The sequence below is a fragment of the Paraburkholderia sp. DHOC27 genome (assembly GCF_003429005.1).
In the GTDB taxonomy this organism is placed as follows: Bacteria; Pseudomonadota; Gammaproteobacteria; order Burkholderiales; family Burkholderiaceae; genus Paraburkholderia.
The window spans coordinates 104,545-128,045 of sequence record NZ_QVQV01000008.1 but is presented as its reverse complement, the minus strand read 5'-3'; the positions used below and the strand labels follow the sequence as shown (position 1 = coordinate 128,045).

Here is a 23,501-nt window from a genome sequence, read left to right as displayed (position 1 = left end):
GGTGATGCCATCACAAGCGCATCCGCCAATCCAGCGTCTGTTTGACTTGCTTTAACGGGCAGTCCTCTCATCCTGAACAACGGCATCCGGCGTGAAAACTTGAAGTTTGGGACGCCTGACGGGTGGCTGATAAGGGAATGTCCGCACTCAGTCTGGACGCATCCGATTTGTCAGAACATAAGGGGATTTACCATGACGGTGTCGATTTCGTGGCGCGCCGCTCGTCGTAGCAGTACACCCCGGCTTTGCATCCTTCTTCGCCATCGTCACAGGAGGTCACGCATGTCTGACGCAAATGGAACCTTGAGCCCCGCTTTAAAACCGGCCGCGCAGCTGGCGCAATCGCCCCGCCGCTTTCCTGGTGAGAGCGCCGAGTACCGCAGCGCGCGCAATGCGTTGCTGGCGGAGGAGATTGAATTGCGGCGCCATCTCGAACGGGTGGCGGCCCAGCGGCGCGCGCTGCCGCCGGGCGGGGCCGTGCCGGAGGACTATCGCTTCGAAGGCGAGCACGGCCCTGTGACGCTTTCGGCCATGTTCGGCGAACACGATACGCTCGTTACGTACAACTTCATGTTTGGTCCACGGCGCGAGCGGCCGTGCCCGATGTGCACGTCGCTGCTGGGCGCCTTCGACGGCGAAATGGCCGACATCCTGCAGCGCGTGGCCTTCGCGGTGATCGCAAGAGCGCCGATCGAGCGGCTCATCGCCTTCAAGAACGAGCGGGGCTGGCGCCATCTGCGGCTGTATTCGTCGGGGGCTAACCGCTTCAATCAGGCGTACGCCAACGAGGATCCCGAGGGTGAGGACACCCCGGCTTTCAACGTCTTCACGAAAAGCGGTGGCGTGGTGCGGCACTTCTGGGGCGACGAAATGAGCCCGGAAACCGCCGATCCGGGCCAGGATCCGCGCGGCGCGCCCGATCCCATGCCGATCTGGAACATTCTCGATCTGACGCCCGGCGGTCGGGGTACGGGCTGGTACCCGCGTCTGGAGTACCCCGGCGCGCGGACGGGTGACGGCGCGGCGCTGGCGTGTCCGGCGTGTGCCGGCGCTGACGACAGCAAGGCGTGAGTCGCAAGGTGTAAGCGTGGAGCGGCATGGAGCGGGTGGAACGGCATGGAGCGGGGTGGAGCGATCCGGCAGGCAAGCCGGAACTCGCGTACGATCTTGGCTTTGCTGAATCCCGTGATGGCGCGGCGTACGGGCGCGGCGTGGGCATGCCCGCAGCGGTGACACGCCGCGTTGCCCGAGCTCGATGAGCCGCCGCGACCGTAGCGGGATTCCCCATTTTTTAAGTTTCCGCTACGGACGGCATCATGTTTCAGGCTTCTCCCGCTTCTGCACATCTTTCCAAAACCGCGCAGTACGAAGAACTGGTGGCCCAGGCGCGCGCGCTGATTGGCGACGAAACCAGCCTGATCGCGAACGCGGCGAACTTCTCGTCACTCGTGTTCAACTCGCTGGAAGGGCTCAACTGGGCAGGCTTCTATTTCTTCGACGGCACCGAACTGGTGGTGGGACCGTTCCAGGGGAAGCCGGCCTGCGTGCGTATCGCGATCGGCAAGGGCGTGTGCGGCACGGCGGCGCAGACGCGTGTCACCCAGGTGGTGCGCGACGTCCATGAGTTTCCGGGGCACATTGCCTGCGATTCGGCGTCGCAATCGGAAATCGTGGTGCCGCTCGTCGCTGCTGACGGCGCGTTGATTGGCGTGTGGGACGTGGATAGTCCGCTGGTGGCGCGCTTCGACGAGGAAGACGCGAAGGGCATGGAAGCGTTGTGCAAGGTGTTCGTGGAACGGCTCCCGCACATGCAGACGCTGTAAATCTGTCAGTTTCTTGCGCACGATGCGGCGGCATTGCCGCCGCATCGTGCCAGCCGTACGTTGCTCGTGAAGCTCTCGTACGTACGGTTCTCAGGGCGCGGCGCGCCCTTCAAACATCGTCATTCATTCTTCTTCGGCTTCGGCGGCGACTGCACCTTCGCGTACTGGAATTCCGGCGTGGCCTTGAGCGCATCCTTGGTCGCGCCCGGCAGATAGAGATTGCCGTTGCGCACGTCGAGTGCCGCGATCGGCACCGCGACGTCATGCGTGGCGACGCCGAGGAAGCCGCCCGCCGCGAGGATCGCCGCGGAGACGGTGCCATCCGGCGCCACGATCAGATCGCGAATCGTGCCGACCTTGGCGTTCTGGTCGTTGTACACCGCTTTTCCGAGCACGCTCTTCTTGACGCTCCAGCCTTCCAGCAGGGCGTTGGATTGTTCGACTGTGACGCTGAGCGGCTGGGTGCCGGCGACTTGCGCGTGTGCATCAATGCATGAGGCAAGGGCGACGGCTACCAGAATTGCTTTGTGCAATGCCATATCGTTGACTCCGTGGTTGGATTCGCGTGATGGATCCGCCCGGCACAGCGCACGGGCGTGAACTACCCATCATACCTGCCGGTCCCGGCCTGTGCATTCTGACTGCGATCGGATGGATGCAGAAACATCGACCCGCACAAATGTGTCACGCGATGTCAGGCCGCTTCCCGCAGATCCCGCTCACGCCCGTCCGGCGGGCCTTCCAGCGCATCCCGCAACGGTGAAACAGCGCGACATATCTTTGCGATAGTTTAAAAACGGACGCCCTTCTATAGTCCGTTCGTCGCCACGCCGAAGCACGCAAAAGTGGCCCGAAACCGCGAAGGACATACCGTGAAAATCCACTCGTTTTTGTTTGCTGCCCCCGTCCGCTCCGCCAGCGCCTGGCTGGCCTCTTCGATGAGCGTGCGCCGCGCCCGCTTTACCGTTCGTCACGTTGCTTTTGCCGCGACCACGGCTGTGCTGGTGCTGGGCAGCACGTCGGCTCTGGCATGGACTTCGCGCGGTACGGCCTACACGTCGCGCGGCACCTATAACGGCGCGCACTACGGCTCGTGCGGCGGCGGTAGCTGCTCGCATGCGGGTGGTGTCGCCGGTCCCTACGGTGGCTTTGCTTCTAACACCGGCACCGTGACGCGCACGGCACCCGGACAGTTTTCCAACTCGGGCACCGCAACCGGCCGCTACGGCAACACCGTGCAGCACTCGGGGGACACCAGCTGCGCCGGCGGCACCTGCGCGCACAACGGCACGCTCACGGGCCCTGACGGCAAGACCGCCAGCACGTCCGGCAGTGTGACGCGCGATGCGCCTGGTCAGTACTCCTCCTCGGGCAGCGTGACCGGTTCGAACGGCAACACGGTCAACCATGCGGCCTCGACCAGTTGCTCGGGTAACAGCTGCTACCGCTCGGGCACGGTGACGGGCAGCGACGGCGGCACGGTCTATCACTCCGGCTCGGCTACGGGTGTGGGCACAGGCGTGGTGACGACCACCGGCAGCGTGACAGGCGTGCATGGCACGACGGTCACGACCGGTGGAACGGTTGTGGCAGGAGGCACGGTCACAACCAGCGGCACGGTCGTGGCAGGCGGCACGGTGACGACGGGTGGCACGGCGGTCGTGGTGCGTACGCCGACTGTGGTCGTGCCGCCGCCGGTCGCTTATGTTCCGCCGCCGCCCGTGGTCTATGTGCCGCCGCCGGTGGTGTACGTCCCGCCGCGTCCCGTGGTGTATGTGCCGCCGCCGGCCGTGTATGTCGCGCCGCCGCCGCCCCGTCCGCTGGTGTGGGTGCCGGGGCACTGGATGGGCGCGGTGTGGGTTCCGGCGCATTGGGCTTGAGCGGCGTGATGAGCAGAACGGGAGCGAAGGGCATGCGAGGAGATCAACTCGTCGACGACGGGCAGGCCGGTGGGGCGGCGATAGCGGCGCGATCGCCGCAAACGGGGCGGCGGGTATGGATGGCGCTGATGGTGGCGGCCACCATCATGGTGGCACTGGTGGTGCGGGTGGGCAGCGACACAGATCCGTTTCCCGTGGCGATTCCTGGTGAGGCTGCTGCACTTGAAGCCTCGCCGCTCGCGATGTCCGGCGAGCCACCGCATTGCGGGCTGAAATACGCCGCGGTGCTCGATCTTGCCGAACTCGGGCGCAGCTATGGCAAGGAGTCGCAGACGTATCGGCGTGCGGTTGACAAGGTCTCGGGCAAAGTCTCGGGCAAGGCCAACGATTGCCGGATCGGGGCGCGTGTATAAGAGGCTCACGCAAACCCGCCCGCGTTGGCGTTTTCCTATGAATCAGCTTAAATATGAAGTAGAACAAAGAGAGACACATCCCGCACAGAGGGAGGAGACATGCACTGGGTCGTTCGGCAGACCGGGTTCGGTGCGCCATGACGGCGCGTTTGCTGGAGGTACGCGGCATCCAGAAACGCTTCGGCGGCGTGCATGCGCTCAAGGGCGTCGACTTCGATCTCGCTGCCGGTGAGGTGCATGTCCTGCTCGGCGAAAACGGCGCGGGCAAATCCACCTTGATGGGCGTGCTGTCCGGCGCGTTCCTGCCCGACGCCGGCACCATCACGCTCGACGGCAATCTCCTCAACCTCACCAGCCCGCGCGACGCCCACGCTGCCGGCATCGTGATGATCCCGCAGGAACTCGACCTCGTGCCCGGCCTCGATATCGCCGGCAATCTGTTCCTCGGCAACGAAATCACCCGCCACGGTGTGCTGGCGGGCGCCGCCATGCGTCGCAAGGCGCAAGACCTGCTGGCCCGCGCAGGCGTGTCGCTCGATGCCAGTCTGCCGGTGGCGAGTCTGCGCATGGGCGAGCGGCAACTGGTCGCCATCGCCAAGGCCCTGTCGGCGCAGGCGCGCATTTTGATCATGGACGAACCGACGGCGGCCCTCTCGGCAGTCGAAGCGGATCATCTCTTCACGGTGGTCAAGGAGCTCTCCGAGCGCGGCGTCGGCATCGTCTACATCTCGCACCGGCTCGAAGAAGTGACACGCATCGGCCATCGCGTCACGGTGATGCGCGACGGCGCGGTCGTCGGCACCACCACGCCCGACGCGCCGCAGGCCACGCTCGTGCAGATGCTGGTGGGGCGGCCGTTCTCCGATCTGTTTCCGCCACGCGCGCAGCGAATCGGCGCGCCCATTCTGCAACTCGAGCACGCCGCGTTCGATCCCGACATCCCGCGTCTCGGCTGGCAAGTGCCGGTCGATATTTCGCTGACCGTGCATGCTGGCGAGATCGTCGGCCTGGCGGGTTTGATGGGCGTGGGCCGTACCGAACTGCTCTCCACCTTGTACGGCTTCGGCATTAGCGGCAAGTGGCGCGGCCGCGTCGACGTGCGCGGCAAGCCGACCCTGCTCGGCAGTATCGCGGCGGCTCGCGAGGCGGGCATCGCGCTCGTCACGGACGACCGGCGCGGCACCGGCCTCATCCTCAGTCAGACGGTGGCGCAGAACGCCGTCATGTCGACGCTCAAACGTGTCACACCGTTTGGACTCGTTTCGCGCGCGCTGGAACGGCGTCAGGTGACACGCGCCATCAACGACTACGATGTGCGGCCGCGCTCGCCCGACGCCCAGGTGGTCAACCTGTCCGGCGGCAACCAGCAGAAGGTGGTATTCGCCAAGGAACTGATGAACGATCCGGGCCTGCTGTTACTCGACGAACCCACGCGCGGCGTCGATGTCGGTGCCAAGGCGGAAATCTACCGGCGCCTGCGCAGCCTCGCCGAGTCGGGTCTCGGCGTGCTGGTGGCGTCCTCTGAATTGCCCGAACTGATCGGTCTGTGCGACCGCATCATCGTCATGCATGCGGGCCGCACCATCCACGAATTCGGCCCGAATCCCAGCGAAGAAGCCGTGCGCCGCATCAGCGAAGGGGAGGGCCTTGCAGCATGAGCACCACGCCGACCACTACGACTGCCTCTGGCAATCATCCACGCAGTCTGCTCGCCTGGCTGGTGCGCTTTCAGAGTCTGCTGGGCCTGATTCTGGTGGTCGCGGCGGGCGTGCTGTTTTCGCCGCGCCGGCATGGCCATATCCTGTTTCTCGCGCCCGACAATATCGCCAACATCATCCGTTCGATCTCCGAGACCGGCATTCTCGCGCTGGGCATGACCTTCGTCATCATCGCGGCGGGCATCGACCTCTCGGTTGGCGCGGTGCTCGGTTTGTGCTCGGTGCTGACCGCGACCCTGCTCGTCAACTCAGGCTGGGGACTGTGGAGCACGCTGCCGCTCGTCGTCGTCACGGGGGTGGTGTTTGGCGCGGTGCAGGGCGTGATCGCCACGCGGCTGCGGATTCAGGCGTTCATCGTCACGCTGGCCGGCTTGCAGGCGGCGCGCGGTTTGTCGTTGATCGCGTCCAACAACGCCTTCATCAACATCAACTATGGCGCGGGGCCGGGCAATGCGCCGCCCGCGTTTGGCGTGCTGGGGCAGCGGATTGGCGGCGTGTTTCCAGTGGCGACGCTGGTGTTCGTCGTGCTGGCGGTGCTGGCCGCGTTCCTGCTCAACAACACGCGCTATGGACGCTACGTGATCGCCGTGGGCGGTAACGAAAAGGCCGCGCGTCTCTCGGGCATTCCGGTGGCGCCGATCAAGATCTCGGTCTACGCGCTGACCGGCTTCTGTTCCGCGATTGCGGGGATCGTGCACGCGGGACAGTTTTCGTTCGGCAGCCCTAACGATGGCACCGGCTACGAACTCAACGCGATTGCCGCCGTGGTGATTGGCGGCACGGATCTGTTCGGGGGCGCCGGCTCGATGGTCGGCACGATCGCGGGCGCCATCATGCTGGGCGCGCTTGCCAATATTCTGCAGCTCAATGACGTCAGTGCCGCTATGCAACTGCTCGCGACGGGCGCGATCATCGTGATCGCCGCGGCTTTGCAGACGTACGTCGTGGGCCGCGGAGGTTCGAGGCGGTAAATCTGGGCGCGTGGTTCCCGGCTGCGGCGAGCAGGGTGCGCTGACGTTTGTCATAACGATCGCAGATCGACAAAGGAGACAGGCATATGAACGTCATTTTGCAAACGAGCTTGCTGGCAGCCGGTGTGGTGCTCGTATCCAGCGCATGGGCGGCGGGCGGCAAGCCGCTCGCGAAGGACTGCGGGCCGAACAACGATTACGTGATCGGCTTTAGCCAGGCGAATTTCAAGGAGCCGTACCGCGAGCACGTCAACAACGAGTTGCAGCGGCTCGTGAAGAACTATCCGAAGTTCAAGATCGTCATTGCAGATGGACAGGCCAACGTGAACACGCAGGTGTCGCAGGTCGAAAACTTCATGACCCAGAAAGTCGACCTGTTGATGATCTCGCCCTTCGAGGCCGCGCCGCTGACGCCGGCGGTTTCGGCGGCCTACAAGGCGGGTGTGCCGGTGATCGAACTCGACCGTAAAACCACCGGCAACGACTACACCGCGTTCGTGGGCGGCGACAACCGTCTGATTGCGCGCGAAGCGGGCGAGTGGGCGGCCAAGACGCTGTTGCCGGATGGCGGCGAAGCGGCGATTCTGGAAGGACTGCCGAGTTCGTCGCCGGCCATCGAGCGGCTCGAAGGCTTCAAGGCGGGCATTGCCAGCAATCCGAAGATCAAACTCGTCGCAGTGCAGCCGGTGGACTGGATGGAAGACCAGGCGGTGACCGTGTTCTCGGCGATGCTGCAGGCGCATCCGGACATCAAGCTCGTCTACACCAGCAACGATCTGGCGGCAGCGGGCGCCTACATTGCGGCCAAGCAGGCGGGCAAGGAGGGCCAGGTGAAGATCATCGGCACGGATGGTTTGCCGGGACCGTCGGGCGGGATCCGTTCCGTGGCGGACGGTCAATGGGCCGCGACCTACACCTATCCGACGGGCGCGGCGCAGGCGCTTGAACTGGCGAAGAAGATCCTGATCGACTGCGCGAGCGAAGTGCCACGCAACGTAGTGGTGCCGACACAGCGTATCGACCAGAGCAACGCGAAAGATCTAATGAACAAGGAGCAGTTCTAAGGCGCTGCCTTGCCTGGCCGGTAGCGCTTGCGCCGTGTCATTGCAGTGGTCTCTGACACGCGCACGCTACCGGCTGGAGCTTGCGCTTACATGGTCTCGAGCACGTCGATACCCAGCAGTCCCAGCCCCGTGCGCAACGTCTGCGCAGTAAGACGGCACAGTTGCAGGCGGCTGCTGCGCACCTCGCCGCTCGCGTTCAGCACCGGGCACGCTTCGTAGAAACGCATCAGCGCTGCGGCCAGTTCGTAGAGGTAGGCGCACAGATAATTCGGCAACGCGTCCTGTGCGACGGCAAGTACGGCGTCGGCGAAGCGCGCGAGTTGCAACGCCAGATCGCGCTCGGCGGGCTCGGCGAGACTGACGGCGCTGCGTTGGTCCCAATCACCGGCACGGCGCAGCACGCTTTGAATCCGCGTGTACGCATACTGCAGATACGGCGCCGTATTACCTTCGAACGACAGCATGCTCGCCCAGTCGAACACGTAATCCGTGCTGCGATTTTTGGCGAGATCGAAGTATTTGATCGCGCCAATGCCCACCACTTGCGCGACCTCGCGGCGCTCCGCTTCCGGTAGCTCCGGGTTCTTCGCGGTGACGAGATCGTAAGCGCGCTGGGTTGCTTCAGCGAGCAGTTCGGCGAGTTTGACCGTGTCGCCGCTGCGCGTCTTGAAGGGTTTGCCGTCGTCGCCCAGCACGACGCCAAAGCCGATATGTTCCAGTTGCATCCGCGACGGCACGTAGCCCGCTTTGCGGCCCAGCGCGAACAACTGCTGGAAATGCAGCTTCTGACGCGCATCCACCACGTAGAGCAGGCGGTCGCCCTTGAGCGTGCCGGAACGATAGCGAAGCGCGGCGAGATCGGTCGTGGCGTACAGATAGCCGCCGTCCTGCTTCTGCACGATATACGCGGCGGGTGTGCCGTCCTTGCTGGCGAATTCGTCGAGGAACACGACTTTGGCGCCATCGCTCGTCACGGCGAGCCCTTGCGTCTCCAGATCAGCCACGACGACCGGCAGATCGTCGTTATAGGCGCTTTCGCCATGCACATCGGCGAGCGTGAGGCCCACCCCCAGCTTGCGATAAATCTCCTCGCAATGCTGCATCGAGATGTCGAGAAAGCGCTGCCATAGAGCCTGCACGCGGGCATCGCCACCTTGCAGCTTGACCACGTAGTCGCGAGCGCGGTTGGCGAAGGCCGGGTCTTCGTCAAAGCGTTTCTTGGCCTGGCGATAGAAGTCCTCGAGATCGGCCAGCGCCATCACGGCGGTTTCTTCGGCGGCCGTTTCTCCCACCGCGTCGTCCATCGACGCCGTGAGCATGCCGAACTGCGTGCCCCAATCGCCCACGTGATTCTGCGCGATCACGCGATGCCCGACGAAACGCAGCACACGGGCAAGCGCATCGCCGATCACGGTGGAGCGCAAATGGCCCACGTGCATTTCCTTGGCGAGATTGGGCGACGAATAATCAATGACGACGCATTGCACGCCATCGCCGCTGACGCGCGGCACGGCGAGGTGGCTGTCGTCGAGCGCACGACCCATCCACTGCGCGAGAAAATCCGGCGCAATCGTCATGTTGATGAAGCCAGGGCCGGCGATTTCGACGCGGCTCACGATGCCATCCAGTTGCAGATGCTCGACCACCGTTTGGGCCAGCGCACGCGGGTTGAGCTTGCGCGCCTTCGCGGCGGCCATCACGCCATTGGCCTGGTAGTCGCCGTGTTCGGGACGGCCGGCGGGCTGCACGATGGCGGGCGCGTCTGCGCAGCCGGCGGCAGCGAGGGCGTCCTGGACGCGGGCAGTGAGAAGCTGGAGCAGGGTTTGATTCGGCATGGGGCGTTTGGGAGGGCAGCGGCTTTGCCTCGTGTTGTTTGCCCTGGATTCTACCGTGCCGGGTAAATACAGCCGCCGCTGGGAAGCCTGTCTGCGCTCGATCCGCGCGTGCTTCGAGCGTGTTTCGAGCGTGAGAGTGTGTGTCTGGACGTGACTCAGTACCGCCCAATCCCAGTTTTACCTCCATAATAATTTTACCTTGACTAAAATTTTTGACCTCGGGAAGATGCCGTCAAAGATGGAGGTACTGTGGCCAACGGCAACAACCACGCGCAGATTACGGGCATCGGCGAGCGCATTCGCACGCGTCGGCGCGAGTTGCGCCTGACCTTGCTGCAACTGGCCAAGGCTACGGGTTTGTCGATCGGCTTTATTTCGCTGGTCGAGCGTGGCCAGACCAGTCCGTCGCTGTCGTCGCTGACCAATATCGCCGCGGCGCTGGACATGCCGCTCGGCGCGCTGGTCGAGGCGCCGGAGTCGCCGCAACTGGACTCGCATCAGGATTCGCGTCCTACCTTCGCGGTCGAGAATGGCCGCGTTGCATATGAGCGGCTATCCACCGTGTTCGCCGGCAGCCAGGTGCATGCAGTCAAGATGTTGATGCCGGCAGGATACGTGTCGGAAACCGTGTCGCACGCGGGCGAGGAGTTCGTGTTCGTGCTGCAGGGTGAAATTCGTTATTGCGTCGACAAGAAGATTTATCACCTGAAGGCGGGTGACAGCGTTCACTTCGACGCGACCAAACCGCACTCGGTGAAGGCCGTGGGTGGCGAAGCGCAGGTGATCTGGGTAGGCACGCTCAACGTCTACGACACCGCGAAAACGCGGGCCGGCGCGAAGAAAGGCGCGCGTTTTCGCGAGACGGAGTTCCATGACCCGGCGGTGGTGTTCGAGTCACCATCCGAGGTAGAAGCGTAAGTGAGTGCCGCGAGCAGTAGACGCGTCGTCGGTCTTGATCAGGATTACTACTCAAGCCGATTGAAAGGTGAGAGCGGCGGAATGGCGTTGAAGCGGGCTCGTCAACGAACAGGGAAGCAGGGCAGCATGGAAGCAGGGAAGCAGGCAGGAAACTGAATCAAACTGGTGCGACGCATCGCGCCTGGAAAGAAGCTAATTTTCAGAAAGAGGAAGGGGGATTCATGGGTATTGGCATTGGCGGTTCGGATGCGCAGCGCGAGTTGTCGCAACTGCACGACATGACGCAGGGCGTCGAGCCTATCCAGCCGGCGGAATTTCTGGCGCGCATTGCCAAGGCGCAACGTCTGATGCAGCAGCAGGGCATGGACGCTCTCTATGTCGAGTCGGGCGCGAACCTGCTGTATTTCACCGGCGTGCCCTGGTATCGCAGCGAGCGGCTGGCTGGTGCGCTGATTCCCGCCAGCGGTGAAATCGAATACATCGTGCCGGCGTTCGAGCGCGGCACATTCACCGGCATGCTGCAGATTCCCGGCGCGATGAGCTGCTGGGAAGAAGACGAAGATCCGCATCGTCTGCTGATCGAACGGGTCGCGCAGCTCAAGTCCGATGGTGCCGTGCTGGGTCTGGACGAGTCCGCCTCGTACTTCATGTTCGAAGGGCTGCGTACCTGCGCGGGCAACGTGCAGATCATGGCGGCCACCAGCGTGACGCGCGCCTGCCGGATGCAGAAATCGGCCACGGAACTGGCCTTGATGCAGCGCGCCAACGACATGACGATCCGCGTGCATCAGGCGGCGGCCGCGATTCTGCGCGAGGGCATCAGCACGGAGGAAGTGCTCGACTTCATCGATGCCGCGCATCGCGCGGTTGGCGCGCGCGCTGGTTCGAGTTTTTGCATCGTGCTGTTCGGACCGGACACGGCGTTCCCGCATGGCGTGAAAACACCGAAGGCGCTGAGCAACAACGACATGGTGCTGATCGACACGGGTTGCAAGCTGCACGGCTACAACTCGGACATCACGCGTACCTATGTGTTCGGTGAAGCCGATGAGCGGCAACGCAAGGTCTGGCTGGACGAACAGGAGGCGCAGCGCACGGCGTTCGCCACCGTGCGCCTTGGTGTGCCGGCCGGCGCAGCGGACAAGGCCGTGCGGGCGTATCTGCAGAAAACGGGCTACAGCGCGGGTTATGGTTTGCCGGGACTGCCGCACCGTACGGGGCATGGCATCGGCCTGGAAATCCACGAGAGCCCGTATCTGGTGGGTTGCGATACGACGCCGCTCGACGTGGGCATGTGCTTCAGCATCGAACCCATGCTGTGCCTGCCGGGCGAGTTCGGTATCCGTCACGAGGATCACGCGTATATGACGGAGTCCGGGCCGCGCTGGTTTACCGAGCCGGCGCGCAGTATCGACGATCCGTTCGGACTGGCCTGAACAGCAAACGCGGCGCGCGTCGCTCAGAACAGGGTGGTCGGCGTGCCGCCCAGCAGTCTCGTCATGGTGAGCGCGTTGCGCTGCCCTTGATCCTCGAAGCAGTTGTTGAAGATCACATGCGTGCGTGCGGCACGTGAGGCAATGGTGCGGATCGAGGCGGCCAGCTCTTCGAGTTCGGCGTCGTTGTAGTCGTAGTTGAAGCGGTCCGCTGCGGTGGCGCCCGCGCCCGGATTCCACGACCGCGTGTTGCGTCCGTGCAGACGCACCATCGCCAGTTGCGGATTCGTCACGTCCCACACGGTATGCACGCGATTCGTGACATCAGGCGGTGCATCGACGATCACATGCACGAGATTGCGCTCGCGCAGGAAGGCGAGCGTCGACGCGGCATGCCGCTCATCGAGCCACGACTGATTGCGAAACTCCGCGGCCATCGTGTAGCCAGCCATGCGGGCCGCGCACTCGTCCACGTGCGCGAGATCGTCCGGCGCGCTGGTGATCCACGGTGCGAACTGAAACAGCACGGCGCCGAGCTTGCCGACCTGGCGCAAAGGCTCGAGTGCTTCGTAGTAGCGACGCCACAGTTCGTCGCGCATATCCAGCGGCAAGTCGCGGTAGTACAGATTCTTCTTGCGCGTCGATGCACCCGGCGCACCTGATGCACCTGACGCAGCGCCGAGCGCCATCGCCATATCCGGCGGTAATACGTCCGGCGAGGTTTGATGGCCAGTGAATAGCCGGAACGCCTTGAAGTTGAACGTGAAATCCGCCGGAGTCCGCTCGGCCCAGAGTTGCGCATTCGAAGCGGACGGCATGGCGTAGTAAGCGGAATCCACTTCGACGAGCGGGAGCTGGCTTGCGTAGAAACGCAGACGCGCTTCCGCGCTGCTGCAGCCACGCGGATAGAAGCGCTTGCAGGCAATCAGCGATTTATCGGCCCAGCCGGCCGTGCCGCATTGGATGTTCATCTCAGCCATCTTCTCCCCACTCACGACGTGGCATGACCGCACTGAGCGAGCGTATCCGCGCGTTCCGGGACTGCTGTCAACACGTGACGCAGCACGGCGATATCGAACGGTTTGGGCAAGAGCCGTACACCTGGAATCGCCGCGCCGATATTCGCCTGCTCGCCGTAGCCCGACATCAGCACCACTCGGAGTGCGGGCTGCGCGCCAAGGAGCATGCGCGCCAGCGCGTCACCGGACAAGCCGGGCAGCGTCACGTCGCTCAGCAGGATATCGTAGCGATGACCGGCGGCGAGCGAAAGCGCTTCTTCCGCACTGGCGGCGGCGGTGCACGTCAGCCCGAAGCTGGTGATCAATTCGATCATGGCCTCGCGCGAGGGCGCATCGTCTTCCACCAACAAAACATGGGCAGGTGCAGCGCGCGGATGTTGTTCGCCGTCGGCACTGGTAGGAGCGAGTTCGAACGCAGAAGATTGCGCCGTGGGGTCCACCTCGGACTCCGCCGCGCGCGCCGTGGCATGCGTATGTGCATGCAACACCGCGCGAACGGTGCGCGCGAGATCGTCGCGATGATAAGGTTTGCTCAGCAATGTCACGCCGGAATCGAGCTTGCCGTGATGGAAAATCTCGTCGCGCGTATAACCGGAGGTGAACAGCACCGGCATGGGCGGCGTGCGCAGCGCCGCGCGGCGCGCCAGTTCGACGCTCTTGATGTTGCCTGGCATCACGACATCGGTGAACAGCAGGTCGATAGGCACGCCGCTGTTGAGGAACTCGAGCGCCGCGTCGCCATCCGAGGCCGTGAGCACTTTGTAGCCGAGTTGCGCGAGCATTTCCACGGCAGTCAGACGCACCTGCGCATCGTCTTCCACGATGAGGATGGTCTCGCTGCCACCCAGCGGTGCCACACGTTGATCGCCGAATTCGACCGTCTCGGCTTCATCGCAGCGCGGGAAATACAGCCGCACGGTGGTGCCGCTGCCCACCACGCTGCTAATCTGCATATGGCCGCCGCTCTGTTTGACAAAGCCGAACACCATGCTCAGGCCGAGCCCGGTGCCGTGACCGTCCGGCTTGGTCGTGAAGAACGGTTCGAGTGCGCGCTCCAGAACGTCAGCTGCCATGCCCACGCCCGAATCGGTGATCGCGAACACCAGATAGTCGCCGGCCGTCAGGCCCGTGGTGTCGTCGGCATACGCCTCCGTGATAGTGACGTTGTCAGCACGGATCGTGAGCGTGCCTTCGCCGCGCATGGCGTCGCGTCCGTTGATGCACAGATTCAGCAGCGCGTTTTCGAGCTGGTTGCGATCGACCAGCACGTTCCACAGCGCGGCCCCGAGGATCGTATCGACATGGATGGTCTCGCCCAGCGCGCGATGCAGCATCTCACTCATGCCACTCAGGAGCCGCGCCGGATTCGCCACCGCCGGCGAGAGCGGCTGGCGTCGCGCGAAAGCCAGCAGGTGCGCCGCCAGTTGCGCGCCGCGCTTGACGGCGTCACTTGCAGCGGCGATGCGGCGCGCGCTGGTGGGACTTTGATCGGCGTCGGCCGCGAGCATCTGTAGATTGCCGCTGATTACCTGTGGCACGTTATTGAAGTCATGCGCGACGCCGCCCGTAAGACTGCCGATCGCTTCCATCTTCTGCGCCTGACGCAGTTGTTCCTCGGCGACGGCGCGCGCGGAGACCGCGTCGGCCACGCGTTGTTCGAGCGTTTCGGTGAGCTGGCGCAACGCCTGTTCCGCGATCTTGCGTTCGTGGATGTCGATCAGCACGCCAGGGAAACGATAGGGTGCGCCGTGCGCGTCGAATTCGCACTGACCGTTGGCCTGCACCCACAGGTATTCGCCGTGCGGACGGCGAATCCGGTATTCGACGCGAAATGGCTTGCCGGTTTCGGTGGCTTCCTGGGTGCGGCGCTCGACCAGTGCGACATCGTCCGGATGAATGGCTTCACTCGCCACCGCGCGCGACACGCCCTGCATGGCCTGCTCGGCGCTGACGGAAAAGGCGCGGGCAAAGCGCTCGTCGCCCGTCACGGTGTCGTCGACGATATCCCACACCCAGGTGCCGAGCACGGCGCCGGTGTTCAACGCCAGTTGCAGGCGCTCGTTGGTTTCGCGCAGCGTGGCTTCGGCGCGGTGCCGCCAGCGTTCCGTGAGCACGCGGGCCGTGGTCTCGACGACGATCGCAAGTACTCCGGCCGGCTGGCCGCTGTCGTCGGCCACCGGGCTGTAGTAGAGATCCATCCACACGTCTTCCGGCTTGCCGTTACGCAGCAACACGAGTTCCTTGTCACGGTACGACAGCGTGCCGCCCGCGAGGCAGGTATCCATGACATGACGGTTGAACGCAGCCACTTCCGGCCAGCCCAGCTCGACCGGACTGCCGAGCAGATAAGGATGACGTCCGCCCGCGAAAACGGCGTACGCATCGTTGTAGACCATGTAGCCTTGCTGACCCCACAGCATCACGAGGGGCACCGGCGAGGCGAGTACAAACTGCACGGCCGCTACCAGACTTTGCTGCCATTGAACGATCGGACCCAGTTCCGTGGGCGACCAGTCGAATGCGCGAACGCGGCCGGCCATTTCCCCTTTCCAGCCGGCGCAGCCGTGGTCGAGTGCCGTGAACGGCATGCTTGGTCTCCGCAGAAGACGTCTTGATGAGCGCGGTAGAAGGGAATTGCCAAAAAGAAGCAAACCGGACGACAGCGCACCCGTGCCGTAAAGTTGGCCGAAATCCACGCGTCGGGGTGAGGTTCGGCCAGATTTACCGCACCTTGAAGTAGCAATTTACATTCCCGGCTACCGCGTGCGTGCACGTTCCTTGCGCCGCCACCTCAGACGTATTGTTCGCCGGCCCGGCCTATGGCAAGGTGGCCGGCTACTCTTCAAAGACTGTCCCCGGACCTCATACATGCCCAAAAAAATGTCCCAGAAAAATGGCACCCATCGCGGCTTGCCCAAACCCGATGACCGACTTGAATTGCTCAGCGCCCGCCGCAACGCGAAGATGGCGCGCTCGGCCCACGCGTATGTACGCGGCAATACCGGCAAGTTCTATGAGTGGCTCGACGGCATCGAAGGACATGCGTTGCCCGAAGGACCGGCTATCTGGATCTGCGGCGATTGTCATGCAGGCAATATCGGACCGGTCGCCAACGCGCAGGGACGGGTGGAAATCCAGATTCGCGATCTCGATCAGACCGTGATCGGCAATCCGGCCCATGATCTGATCCGGCTCGGGCTGTCGCTCGCGACCGCGGCGCGCGGTTCGGACCTGCCCGGCGTGACCACGGTGCACATGATGGAGGCGCTCGCCGACGGTTACGAGCGCGCCTTCGACGACGAGTCGGATCAGACCGATCTCTCGGCAGAAAAACCGGAGGCCGTGCGCGTGGTGATGAAAGAAGCCGTGCGGCGCTCGTGGCAGCATCTGGCCGAAGAACGCATTGAAGATGTCGAGCCGGATATTCCGCTTGGCAAGCGCTTCTGGCCGTTGTCGAAGAGCGAGCGGCGCGAGATCGAAGCGTTGTTCGAAAAGCGCACGGTGGCGCGACTCGCGACCGAACTGCGTTCCGAGGATGAGCACGCGAAAGTAAGCGTGCTGGATGCGGCGTACTGGGTGAAGGGTTGCAGTTCGCTCGGACGTTTGCGCTACGCAGTGCTGCTCGACGTGGATGGCGCGGCGCTCGACGGCGACGATCTGTGTCTGATCGACATAAAGGAAGCGGCGACGGCGGCCGCACCGCGTTATCCGGGCGTGCGCATGCCACGCGACAACGCGCAACGGGTGGTGGAGGGCGCGCGTCACCTCGCGCCGTTTCTCGGTGACCGCATGCGCGCGGCGCGTCTCGTGGAGCGTCCGGTGGTGATACGCGAGTTGTTGCCGCAGGACATGAAGCTGACCATCGAGCAACTGACGCGCGATGAGGCCATGAAAGCCGCGCGTTTTCTCGCGCTGGTGGTGGGCAAGGCGCATGCACGCCAGATGGATGACGGCGAGCGCAAGGCGTGGCTCGGCGAACTGCGGCAACGTCGCAGCAAGACGATCGACGCACCGCACTGGCTGTGGAAGAGTATCGTCGAACTGGTGAGCGGCCACGAAGCGGGCTACCTCGAACACTGCCGGCGTTATTCGTTGGATCGCCGTAGCTGAGGGAGAGTGCGCGAGTATTGGGCGCTGGTTTAGGGTGTTTTTGCACGCGCTTTTTTGCGGGCGTTTCTCGCGGTATTACTGCGTGCTTACCGTGTGATTACAGCGTCGCACGTGGTTTGGACATGTCTACAGCGCCTTTCACCAGAGGCGTTTAGAATCCTCTCCCTTTGACTGGCCGTGCAGGGCGTTGCAGCACGCAACGTCCCGGCAGCGTTGGCCCGCATGCGCCTCGACCACCCCACGCGCCTCGCGCAACACAAGGCATGATTGCCGATGAATACGAATCTGGATTTCGCGTGCACGATGTGCGGCAATTGCTGCCACGATCTGCGCTTGCCGTTGACGGTGACCGAAGCGCTGGCGTGGCTCGCGCGTGGCGATGATGTGCAGATCCTGTGCGAAGCGGTGCCGTGGCTGGAAGAGCCCGCCGCCGACAATCTGCCCGCCGCCCATAAACGCCGCCGTTCGTTCGCGGCTCAAAGTGGCAGCTTGCCTGCACGGATCGTGGTGATCTTGACGGGTGCGTTCGTGGGACCGTGTCCGAACCTGCAAAGCGATATGCGCTGCGGCATCTACGAGGAGCGGCCGTTGGTGTGCCGCGTGTATCCCGCCGAGATCAATCCGTTTATTGAACTGACGCCCGCCAACAAGGGCTGTCCGCCGGAGGCATGGACGCCGGGTTTGCCGCCGTTGATCCGTGGCGGCAAGCTGGTCGATGCGACGACGATGTCGTTGATCGAGCAGTCGCGCGCGGCAGATGCGAATGACGTGGCGGTCAAGCAGCGGCTGTGCGGTTTGCTTGGCATCGACGCGGCGGCGCTCTCGAACGAAGGCTTCGTGGTGCATTCACCGCGGCGCGAGGATTTACAGGCGGCGTTATTGGCGGCGTGTGAGGGGCGCGATGCTCTGGGGTTTGCTGCGGCTGACGAGGAGGCCACGGGCTGGCGCTTTGTGTCTAACCGGCGGCCGACAGTGGATGCGCTGGTGTCGGTGGGGGCGCTGGGGATTTGTGTGGCGGCTGGAGCGGCTGATGATGAAGTGGCGGGGTTTGAGTACCTCGGTTTCTATCCGGCTACCGACGCCTGAGATGGGCTGCACGCATTGAGCACGTAAGGCGTTAGTCGTTTCGGAACAGGGACTTGGGTAGGGTGTCAGGGGGTTGTCCACAGGGTTGTGAACTTTTTCTGTGGACAAGTTTTTTTGTGGGCATGCGGACCATTGCATGGCTACCGCGTCTGCTCGCTGCGCAGGTCGTCAAGACTCAATTGCCCCATCTTTGCCGCCAGCTGGATGCGCGCTGCGTGCCAGTCGGCGAGCGCCTGGACTCCTTGTTGTTGAGCCTCCGAAAGCGCTTTTTGTGCGCTTAGCAATTCCAGAATGCTTCCTACCCCAGCCGCATATCGATGCTTCGCAACATCAAACGAACGTTGAGCAATGTTTTTTAACGCAGCCGTGGTTCTTGCGTTTTTCGTGTTCGTCTGCAAGCTCTGGTAACTCCTCCAGACATCGAGTGCGACTTGCTGGCGTGCTTCGTCAAGCGTATCTCTCTGAAGTTCTACTTGGGCATGTGCCCCGCGTACCTTGTAAGTTCGGCTGAAACCGTCGAACAATGGAATCTGCACCTGCACACCAACATACCAATCTCGCCCGTTCGCAGCGAATTGAGGCTCGCCTAGTCCGAGACTGGCAGGTTGGTTGTTTTGGCTGACTTTTGCGACCAGACTCAGAGTCGGTAAACCCTCGGCGCGGGTCTGCTGCTCATTTGCGACGGCTGCATCGAGCTTTGCTCTCGCCGCAGCGATCGCCGGATGTGTGCTTTGTGCTTCGTCGATCATCTTGCCAATCGATGCAATGAATTCTTCGTCTGGCATCACGCCGTCGTCGATCTCCGGTATCGTAAGCGGCTGGTCCGGACGCAGGTTCATGTCTGCGGCAAGGACACCGCGGGTGGAAGACAAGTCGCCTTCGGCTTTTACGCGGTTAAACGTTGCCTGCGCGTAGGACGTCTCGGCCTGCAACCGGTCGGATATTGCTGCAACACCATGAGTCACGCGTGCCGATGCTGCGATAAAACTGTCACGTGCGATACGTTCCGTCTCCCCCGCAGATCGCAGTTTCCCTGCTGCCGCTTGTGCCGCGTAGTAATCCGTGGCCACGTTAGAAAACATTGTCTGTAGAGTTGCATTCTGGTTTGCTAGTGCCGCGGCGAGTAGGGCCCGTGCGTTGGTCTGCGCGGCCTTCCTGCCGCCGAAGTCGTACAGCACCCAGTTGGCGGCGACGGAGCCGGAATAAACGGTTGAGCGGTTCGCCGAACTCAAACTCGGATAACCCCTTACGTCTGTCGCGGTGTTGTCGCGGACGTCCTGCAGGTTAGCGGTGACAGTCGGTAGGTACGCCGAATTCGCCGCTCCGACAGCCGCTGACTGCACCTTCACATTCGCCCAAGCTTCTCTTGTTTTAGGGCTTCCGCATAAGGCTCGGTTCACAGCTTCGGCTAGTCGAAGTGGCACGCTCGGTGGACCGAACTGGCATGGATGTGCAGCGTCGAGATCGGCAAACATATCTGCGGGTGTCGCAGAAACGGCGTCCTCGGTGCGCCACACATCCATTGCATCAACCCGATCGAAGGTTGCGCTCAGTGTGGTGATGGCTAACGCTGCGATCAGCATGCACACCCGACGGGTGTGACTGGATTTTCGTCGATTGACCCATTTAACGTTCATGGAGGCTCTCTCCGGTCGTCCGTATCAGTGGGTCGAGAAAATAGCCTGCGACGCTGCGACGCCCGGTCTTTATTTCGGCCGTCACCTGCATGCCCGGGGTTAGATCGATCGACTTGTTGTTGATCTGTATGTGATTGGTCGGCAAGCGGATGCGTGCCGTATAAGTCAGGCCGAGTTTCTGATCTCTGTTCTGTGCGGCGTCGTTCGAAACGGATACTACTTTGCCAGTTAGATAGCCGTACCGCGTATAGGGAAACGCTTCGATCTTGACGATGGCGTCCTGCCCAACCGTGACGAACCCCACGTCCTTGTTCTCAACGTTAGCTTCAACCTCTACTGCTTCTTCCGGAACGATCTCCATGATCGACTGTGCTGTTGTGACGACCCCGCCAAGTGTATGGGTGGCCAACTTCTCGACCGTTCCCGAAACCGGCGCGTAAAGCGTCATCAACGTCTGACGTGTTTGCGCCTTTGTTTCTTCGGCTGTGTATTGTTCGAACTGCTGCTTTGCCTTGTCGAGCGCGTCGAGTTGCTCTCGGGAGAATTGCGAGGTCATCGCCTGGATCGTGGCGCGCTGTACTTCAATCGAAGCAGCAAGTTCACGAGCGTGACTTTGCTGTGCGAGGAGATCATGCTCCTGCTCGAGTGCGGTCTGCTCCTTGCCAAGATAGTCATGCTGCGCGACGTATTGGTCGTGCGCTAACGCTCGGTAATCGTCGGCTGTGCCACGCGCCAGCGGCAAGGTTGCACGCAATTTGACCACTTCCTCGCGGATAGTTGAGAGTTCGGCTTTCCGTTTGAGAAGTTCGGCCTCCGACGCCGCAAGCTTATCCGCGTATTCCCGGTACAACCCTTCGGCAAAATGCTGAGCCTGAGCTTGTTGCTCTGGCGTCGCGCCGTCTGACGCAGACAGAATCGGGACGTGTCCGAGTTTCACGGCTTCTAGCAGTGCTGTGGCCCGTGCGGATGCGAGCGCCGCGTCGATGCGCGTCGAACGGGCTTTGTCCGCGTCAGCGGCTGCCTGTGTCGCGTCCAGGATCAGCAACGTTTGTCCCGCGACAACACGCTGGCCGTCATGGACCTGGATCTGACGGACCACGCCTGTAATCGCCGGCTGGATGATCTTGACGAGGTCGTTCGGAACCAGCTTGCCCTTTGCGGTCACGACGATATCGAGTTGACCAACGCTGCAGATGAGCAGAATCAGCACGGAAAGTATGACCAGGATACGCATGACCCAGCGCGGCGCAGGGTGAATCGGCGTTTCGACCAGTTCAAGCTGAGCGGGCTGAAAAGCGAGCTCGTACGTGAGCTTGTCGGGGGTATCGAACTGATCGCGAATTGACCATCCGGTTCGCCATACCGCGATGTACCGAAGCATCAGGTCGCGGAAAGCCTGAAGTTCAAGCCGCATGATTAGCCATTCTGCAGGGAAATGAGGTGTGCGTAGTAGCCGCCGTGCGCAAGCAACGCGTCGTGCGTACCGCGTTCGACGATCCGCCCCTTGTCCATCGCAATGATCTGGTTTGCGTGCCGCACGGCGCTCAAGCGGTGAGCGATGATGATGACCGTTCGTCCCGCGCAGATCGCGCGCATGTTGTTTTGAATGACGCGCTCGGTTTCGAAGTCGAGTGCGCTGGTCGCTTCGTCGAAGATCAAGATGCGTGGATTGGTGAGCAGTGCGCGAGCAATAGCAAGTCGTTGGCGTTGGCCGCCGGACAGATTGCCGCCGTGCTCTTCGACAGTTGTGTCATAAGCCTGGGGCAATTCGCAGATGAACTCATGTGCGCCTGCGAGCCTGGCGGCGGTTATGACTGCATCGAGTGGCGCGCCCGGATCGGTGAGGGCAATGTTCTCGCGAACGGAGCGATTGAAAAGCGTGTTCTCCTGCAGCACGACGCCCACCTGTCGGCGCAACCAGGCGGGGTCGGTTAATGCGAGGTCAATGCCATCGATTCTCACGGTACCGTGTTCAGGCAGGTAGAGTCGCTGCAACAGCTTTGTAAGCGTGCTTTTGCCTGAGCCCGAGCGTCCGACGATGCCGATTACGTCACCAGCACGTATGTCGAGAGAGACGTCGCTGAGAATCGGCGGTCCGTCCGGCCGGTAACGAAAGAGGACGTTCTCAAAGCGGATGTTGCCGGTGATTGTGGGCTGCGCCTGGCGACTTTGCGGGAGTTCATTGCGTGCGTTGAGGATGTCGCCGAGGCGGACCATCGAGATGCCGATTTGCTGAAAGTCTTGCCATAGCTGAGCAAGACGCAGAATTGGTGAGGCGACGTGCTGGGACATCATGTTGAACGCAATCAGTTGACCGACCGTCAGCCGGCTGTCAATCACCAGTTTCGCGCCCAACAACAGCGTTGCAAGTGTGACCAGCTTCCCGACCAACTGGATAAGCTGCTGGCCCACGTTGCCGATCATGGTCACCCGAAAGCCGGATGCGACATAAGCAGCAAGCTGCGTTTCCCAACGCTTGATGAATTGTGGCTCGACGGCCATTGCCTTGACCGTTTCGATACTGGAAACGGTTTCGACCAGAAACGACTGGTTGTCCGCGCCGCGCGCGAATTTCTCGTTCAGGCGTAGACGCAATGCCGGGACAAGCGTAGCCGAAATGACGACGTAGAGTGGCAACGATGCTACGACGATGAGGGTGAGCCATACGCTGTAGAGGCACATCACGCCGATGAACACCAACGAAAACATGAGGTCGATGACTGCTGTCAGTGCCTGGCCCGTCAAGAAGTTGCGGATGTTTTCCAGCTCTCGCACGCGTGCCACGGTATCGCCTACGCGCCGGACTGCGAAATAACGGAGCGGCAGCATTAGCAGATGACGGAATAGACGTGCGCCGAGTTCCACATCAATCCGGTTCGTGGTGTGAGAGAAAGTGAAGTTGCGCAGACCCGTCAATAACACTTCAAAAAGGGAGCTCACGAGCAATGCGATGCCCACAACTATAAGTGTGTTATAAGCGCGGTTGACAAGGACCTTGTCCATCACAACCTGAAACATCAAAGGCGAAACAAGAGCGAACAGTTGCAGAACCAGCGAGACCCCCAGCACTTCCAGCAAGAGCACGCGGTATTTGATAATCGCTGGAATGAACCACGAGAAATCGAATCGTGCGAGTTCGCCGGCGAGGGATGCCCGCGACGTGAAAAGCAACATTCGACCGGTAACACGGATCGCGAGTGCGTCGAGTGTTACCACAGCAGGCGCGGTAGCGTCGGCTTCGAGAATGAAGGCCGTCTTGCCGTCGCTGCGCGCAATGATGAAATGCTTGCCTTGCTTGTCAAAAGCGAGCGCGGGCAACGGTGTTCGGTCGAGACGGTCGATTCGCAGAGGTGCTTGCGTTGCCTTCAGGCCGATCGAACGGGCACTTAGTACTAGCGCATCGCTGTCGAAAGTCTCATTGCTGCGAGCGGCCGTATGCCTTATCTGCGCGGCGTCAGCGGCAATGCCATGAAAGCGGGCGATGACGACCAGGCATGCGAGCCCCGGATCATGCACCGGCTGGTTGTGTTCGGGAGCGTTCAAGGTATAGCGATGGTTTGGCATCCGCGACGAGGAAACTCGCGGATGCGTGGG

At 62.5% G+C, this 23,501-nt stretch carries 18 protein-coding genes; 11 read left to right on the top strand and 7 right to left on the bottom strand.

What is annotated here, in order from left to right:
- The first annotated feature begins 282 nt into the window (after nt 1–282).
- Together D0B32_RS24625 and D0B32_RS24620 are read left to right on the top strand one after the other, a co-directional pair.
- Complete coding sequence (locus D0B32_RS24625; RefSeq protein ID WP_117336914.1) at nt 283–1,071, top strand: DUF899 family protein; 789 nt, start codon at nt 283–285, stop codon at nt 1,069–1,071.
- Nucleotides 1,072–1,316: 245 nt separating this feature from the next.
- On the top strand, nt 1,317–1,823 hold the full coding sequence (locus D0B32_RS24620) for a GAF domain-containing protein (RefSeq protein ID WP_117336913.1): 507 nt from the start codon (nt 1,317–1,319) through the stop codon (nt 1,821–1,823).
- A 119-nt stretch (nt 1,824–1,942) separates the two neighbouring features.
- On the opposite strand, the gene D0B32_RS24615 is transcribed toward D0B32_RS24620, so the two are convergent.
- Entirely contained in the window at nt 1,943–2,362 is a 420-nt protein-coding gene (locus D0B32_RS24615) for a PRC-barrel domain-containing protein (protein ID WP_117336912.1), read from the bottom strand.
- A gap of 333 nt (nt 2,363–2,695) precedes the next feature.
- Between D0B32_RS24615 and D0B32_RS24610 the strand changes: the two genes are divergently transcribed.
- The 5 genes from D0B32_RS24610 (at nt 2,696) to D0B32_RS24590 (ending at nt 7,869) form a co-directional block, all read left to right on the top strand.
- Nucleotides 2,696–3,703 (top strand): hypothetical protein, encoded by a 1,008-nt coding sequence (locus tag D0B32_RS24610; protein ID WP_404935592.1) that lies wholly within the window; start codon nt 2,696–2,698, stop codon nt 3,701–3,703.
- Nucleotides 3,704–3,735: 32 nt separating this feature from the next.
- Entirely contained in the window at nt 3,736–4,116 is a 381-nt protein-coding gene (locus D0B32_RS24605; protein ID WP_147329563.1) for a hypothetical protein, read from the top strand.
- A gap of 137 nt (nt 4,117–4,253) precedes the next feature.
- Nucleotides 4,254–5,774 (top strand): sugar ABC transporter ATP-binding protein, encoded by a 1,521-nt coding sequence (locus D0B32_RS24600; RefSeq protein WP_117336909.1) that lies wholly within the window; start codon nt 4,254–4,256, stop codon nt 5,772–5,774.
- The gene (locus D0B32_RS24595) at nt 5,771–6,805 is read left to right on the top strand and encodes an ABC transporter permease (protein WP_117336908.1); all 1,035 of its coding nucleotides are present in this window, start codon (nt 5,771–5,773) and stop codon (nt 6,803–6,805) included. Before D0B32_RS24600 ends, D0B32_RS24595 begins: the two co-directional genes overlap by 4 nt.
- An 86-nt stretch (nt 6,806–6,891) precedes the next feature.
- Nucleotides 6,892–7,869, top strand: coding sequence for a substrate-binding domain-containing protein (locus D0B32_RS24590; RefSeq protein ID WP_117336907.1), 978 nt, complete (start codon nt 6,892–6,894; stop codon nt 7,867–7,869).
- Nucleotides 7,870–7,955: 86 nt separating this feature from the next.
- On the opposite strand, the gene argS is transcribed toward D0B32_RS24590, so the two are convergent.
- On the bottom strand, nt 7,956–9,704 hold the full coding sequence (argS, locus tag D0B32_RS24585) for an arginine--tRNA ligase (RefSeq protein ID WP_117336906.1): 1,749 nt from the start codon (nt 9,702–9,704) through the stop codon (nt 7,956–7,958).
- A gap of 249 nt (nt 9,705–9,953) precedes the next feature.
- On the opposite strand from argS, the gene D0B32_RS24580 reads away from it, so the two are divergent.
- Both D0B32_RS24580 and D0B32_RS24575 read left to right on the top strand, forming a co-directional pair.
- Nucleotides 9,954–10,622 (top strand): cupin domain-containing protein, encoded by a 669-nt coding sequence (locus D0B32_RS24580; protein ID WP_117336905.1) that lies wholly within the window; start codon nt 9,954–9,956, stop codon nt 10,620–10,622.
- A 221-nt stretch (nt 10,623–10,843) separates the two neighbouring features.
- On the top strand, nt 10,844–12,058 hold the full coding sequence (locus D0B32_RS24575) for a Xaa-Pro peptidase family protein (RefSeq protein WP_117336904.1): 1,215 nt from the start codon (nt 10,844–10,846) through the stop codon (nt 12,056–12,058).
- A 23-nt stretch (nt 12,059–12,081) separates the two neighbouring features.
- On the opposite strand, the gene D0B32_RS24570 is transcribed toward D0B32_RS24575, so the two are convergent.
- Nucleotides 12,082–13,026, bottom strand: a complete 945-nt coding sequence (locus tag D0B32_RS24570) for a DUF72 domain-containing protein (RefSeq protein WP_117337173.1) — start codon at nt 13,024–13,026, stop codon at nt 12,082–12,084.
- 20 nt (nt 13,027–13,046) lie between these two features.
- Nucleotides 13,047–15,662: a response regulator gene (locus D0B32_RS24565; RefSeq protein ID WP_117336903.1), complete on the bottom strand. Its 2,616-nt coding sequence runs from the start codon at nt 15,660–15,662 to the stop codon at nt 13,047–13,049.
- 292 nt (nt 15,663–15,954) lie between these two features.
- Between D0B32_RS24565 and D0B32_RS24560 the strand changes: the two genes are divergently transcribed.
- Together D0B32_RS24560 and D0B32_RS24555 are read left to right on the top strand one after the other, a co-directional pair.
- Entirely contained in the window at nt 15,955–17,184 is a 1,230-nt protein-coding gene (locus tag D0B32_RS24560) for a DUF2252 domain-containing protein (RefSeq protein WP_117337172.1), read from the top strand.
- A 273-nt stretch (nt 17,185–17,457) separates the two neighbouring features.
- Nucleotides 17,458–18,270, top strand: a complete 813-nt coding sequence (locus tag D0B32_RS24555; RefSeq protein WP_117336902.1) for a YkgJ family cysteine cluster protein — start codon at nt 17,458–17,460, stop codon at nt 18,268–18,270.
- 140 nt (nt 18,271–18,410) lie between these two features.
- Here the strand turns inward: D0B32_RS24555 and D0B32_RS24550 are convergent, their stop codons facing one another.
- From D0B32_RS24550 to D0B32_RS24540, 3 genes are read right to left on the bottom strand one after another with little or no spacing between them, the layout of a single operon-like run.
- Entirely contained in the window at nt 18,411–19,907 is a 1,497-nt protein-coding gene (locus D0B32_RS24550) for a TolC family protein (RefSeq protein WP_259295124.1), read from the bottom strand.
- Nucleotides 19,897–21,321 carry an HlyD family type I secretion periplasmic adaptor subunit gene (locus tag D0B32_RS24545; RefSeq protein WP_117336900.1) on the bottom strand — a complete coding sequence of 475 codons (1,425 nt, stop codon included), beginning with the start codon at nt 21,319–21,321 and terminating at the stop codon, nt 19,897–19,899. The genes D0B32_RS24550 and D0B32_RS24545 overlap by 11 nt, the downstream gene beginning before the upstream one ends.
- Before the next feature lie 2 nt (nt 21,322–21,323).
- Nucleotides 21,324–23,450: a type I secretion system permease/ATPase gene (locus tag D0B32_RS24540; RefSeq protein ID WP_310591207.1), complete on the bottom strand. Its 2,127-nt coding sequence runs from the start codon at nt 23,448–23,450 to the stop codon at nt 21,324–21,326.
- Nucleotides 23,451–23,501 lie beyond the last annotated feature (51 nt).

What these genes read in the sequence shown, in the direction of transcription:
- D0B32_RS24625 (WP_117336914.1), top strand. Translation starts at nt 283, where the DNA reads ATGTCTGACGCAAATGGAACCTTGAGCCCCGCTTTAAAACCGGCCGCG.
- D0B32_RS24620 (WP_117336913.1), top strand. Translation starts at nt 1,317, where the DNA reads ATGTTTCAGGCTTCTCCCGCTTCTGCACATCTTTCCAAAACCGCGCAG.
- D0B32_RS24615 (WP_117336912.1), bottom strand. Translation starts at nt 2,362, where the DNA reads ATGGCATTGCACAAAGCAATTCTGGTAGCCGTCGCCCTTGCCTCATGC.
- D0B32_RS24605 (WP_147329563.1), top strand. Translation starts at nt 3,736, where the DNA reads ATGCGAGGAGATCAACTCGTCGACGACGGGCAGGCCGGTGGGGCGGCG.
- D0B32_RS24600 (WP_117336909.1), top strand. Translation starts at nt 4,254, where the DNA reads ATGACGGCGCGTTTGCTGGAGGTACGCGGCATCCAGAAACGCTTCGGC.
- D0B32_RS24595 (WP_117336908.1), top strand. Translation starts at nt 5,771, where the DNA reads ATGAGCACCACGCCGACCACTACGACTGCCTCTGGCAATCATCCACGC.
- D0B32_RS24590 (WP_117336907.1), top strand. Translation starts at nt 6,892, where the DNA reads ATGAACGTCATTTTGCAAACGAGCTTGCTGGCAGCCGGTGTGGTGCTC.
- argS (WP_117336906.1), bottom strand. Translation starts at nt 9,704, where the DNA reads ATGCCGAATCAAACCCTGCTCCAGCTTCTCACTGCCCGCGTCCAGGAC.
- D0B32_RS24575 (WP_117336904.1), top strand. Translation starts at nt 10,844, where the DNA reads ATGGGTATTGGCATTGGCGGTTCGGATGCGCAGCGCGAGTTGTCGCAA.
- D0B32_RS24570 (WP_117337173.1), bottom strand. Translation starts at nt 13,026, where the DNA reads ATGAACATCCAATGCGGCACGGCCGGCTGGGCCGATAAATCGCTGATT.
- D0B32_RS24565 (WP_117336903.1), bottom strand. Translation starts at nt 15,662, where the DNA reads ATGCCGTTCACGGCACTCGACCACGGCTGCGCCGGCTGGAAAGGGGAA.
- D0B32_RS24560 (WP_117337172.1), top strand. Translation starts at nt 15,955, where the DNA reads ATGTCCCAGAAAAATGGCACCCATCGCGGCTTGCCCAAACCCGATGAC.
- D0B32_RS24555 (WP_117336902.1), top strand. Translation starts at nt 17,458, where the DNA reads ATGAATACGAATCTGGATTTCGCGTGCACGATGTGCGGCAATTGCTGC.
- D0B32_RS24550 (WP_259295124.1), bottom strand. Translation starts at nt 19,907, where the DNA reads ATGAACGTTAAATGGGTCAATCGACGAAAATCCAGTCACACCCGTCGG.
- D0B32_RS24545 (WP_117336900.1), bottom strand. Translation starts at nt 21,321, where the DNA reads ATGCGGCTTGAACTTCAGGCTTTCCGCGACCTGATGCTTCGGTACATC.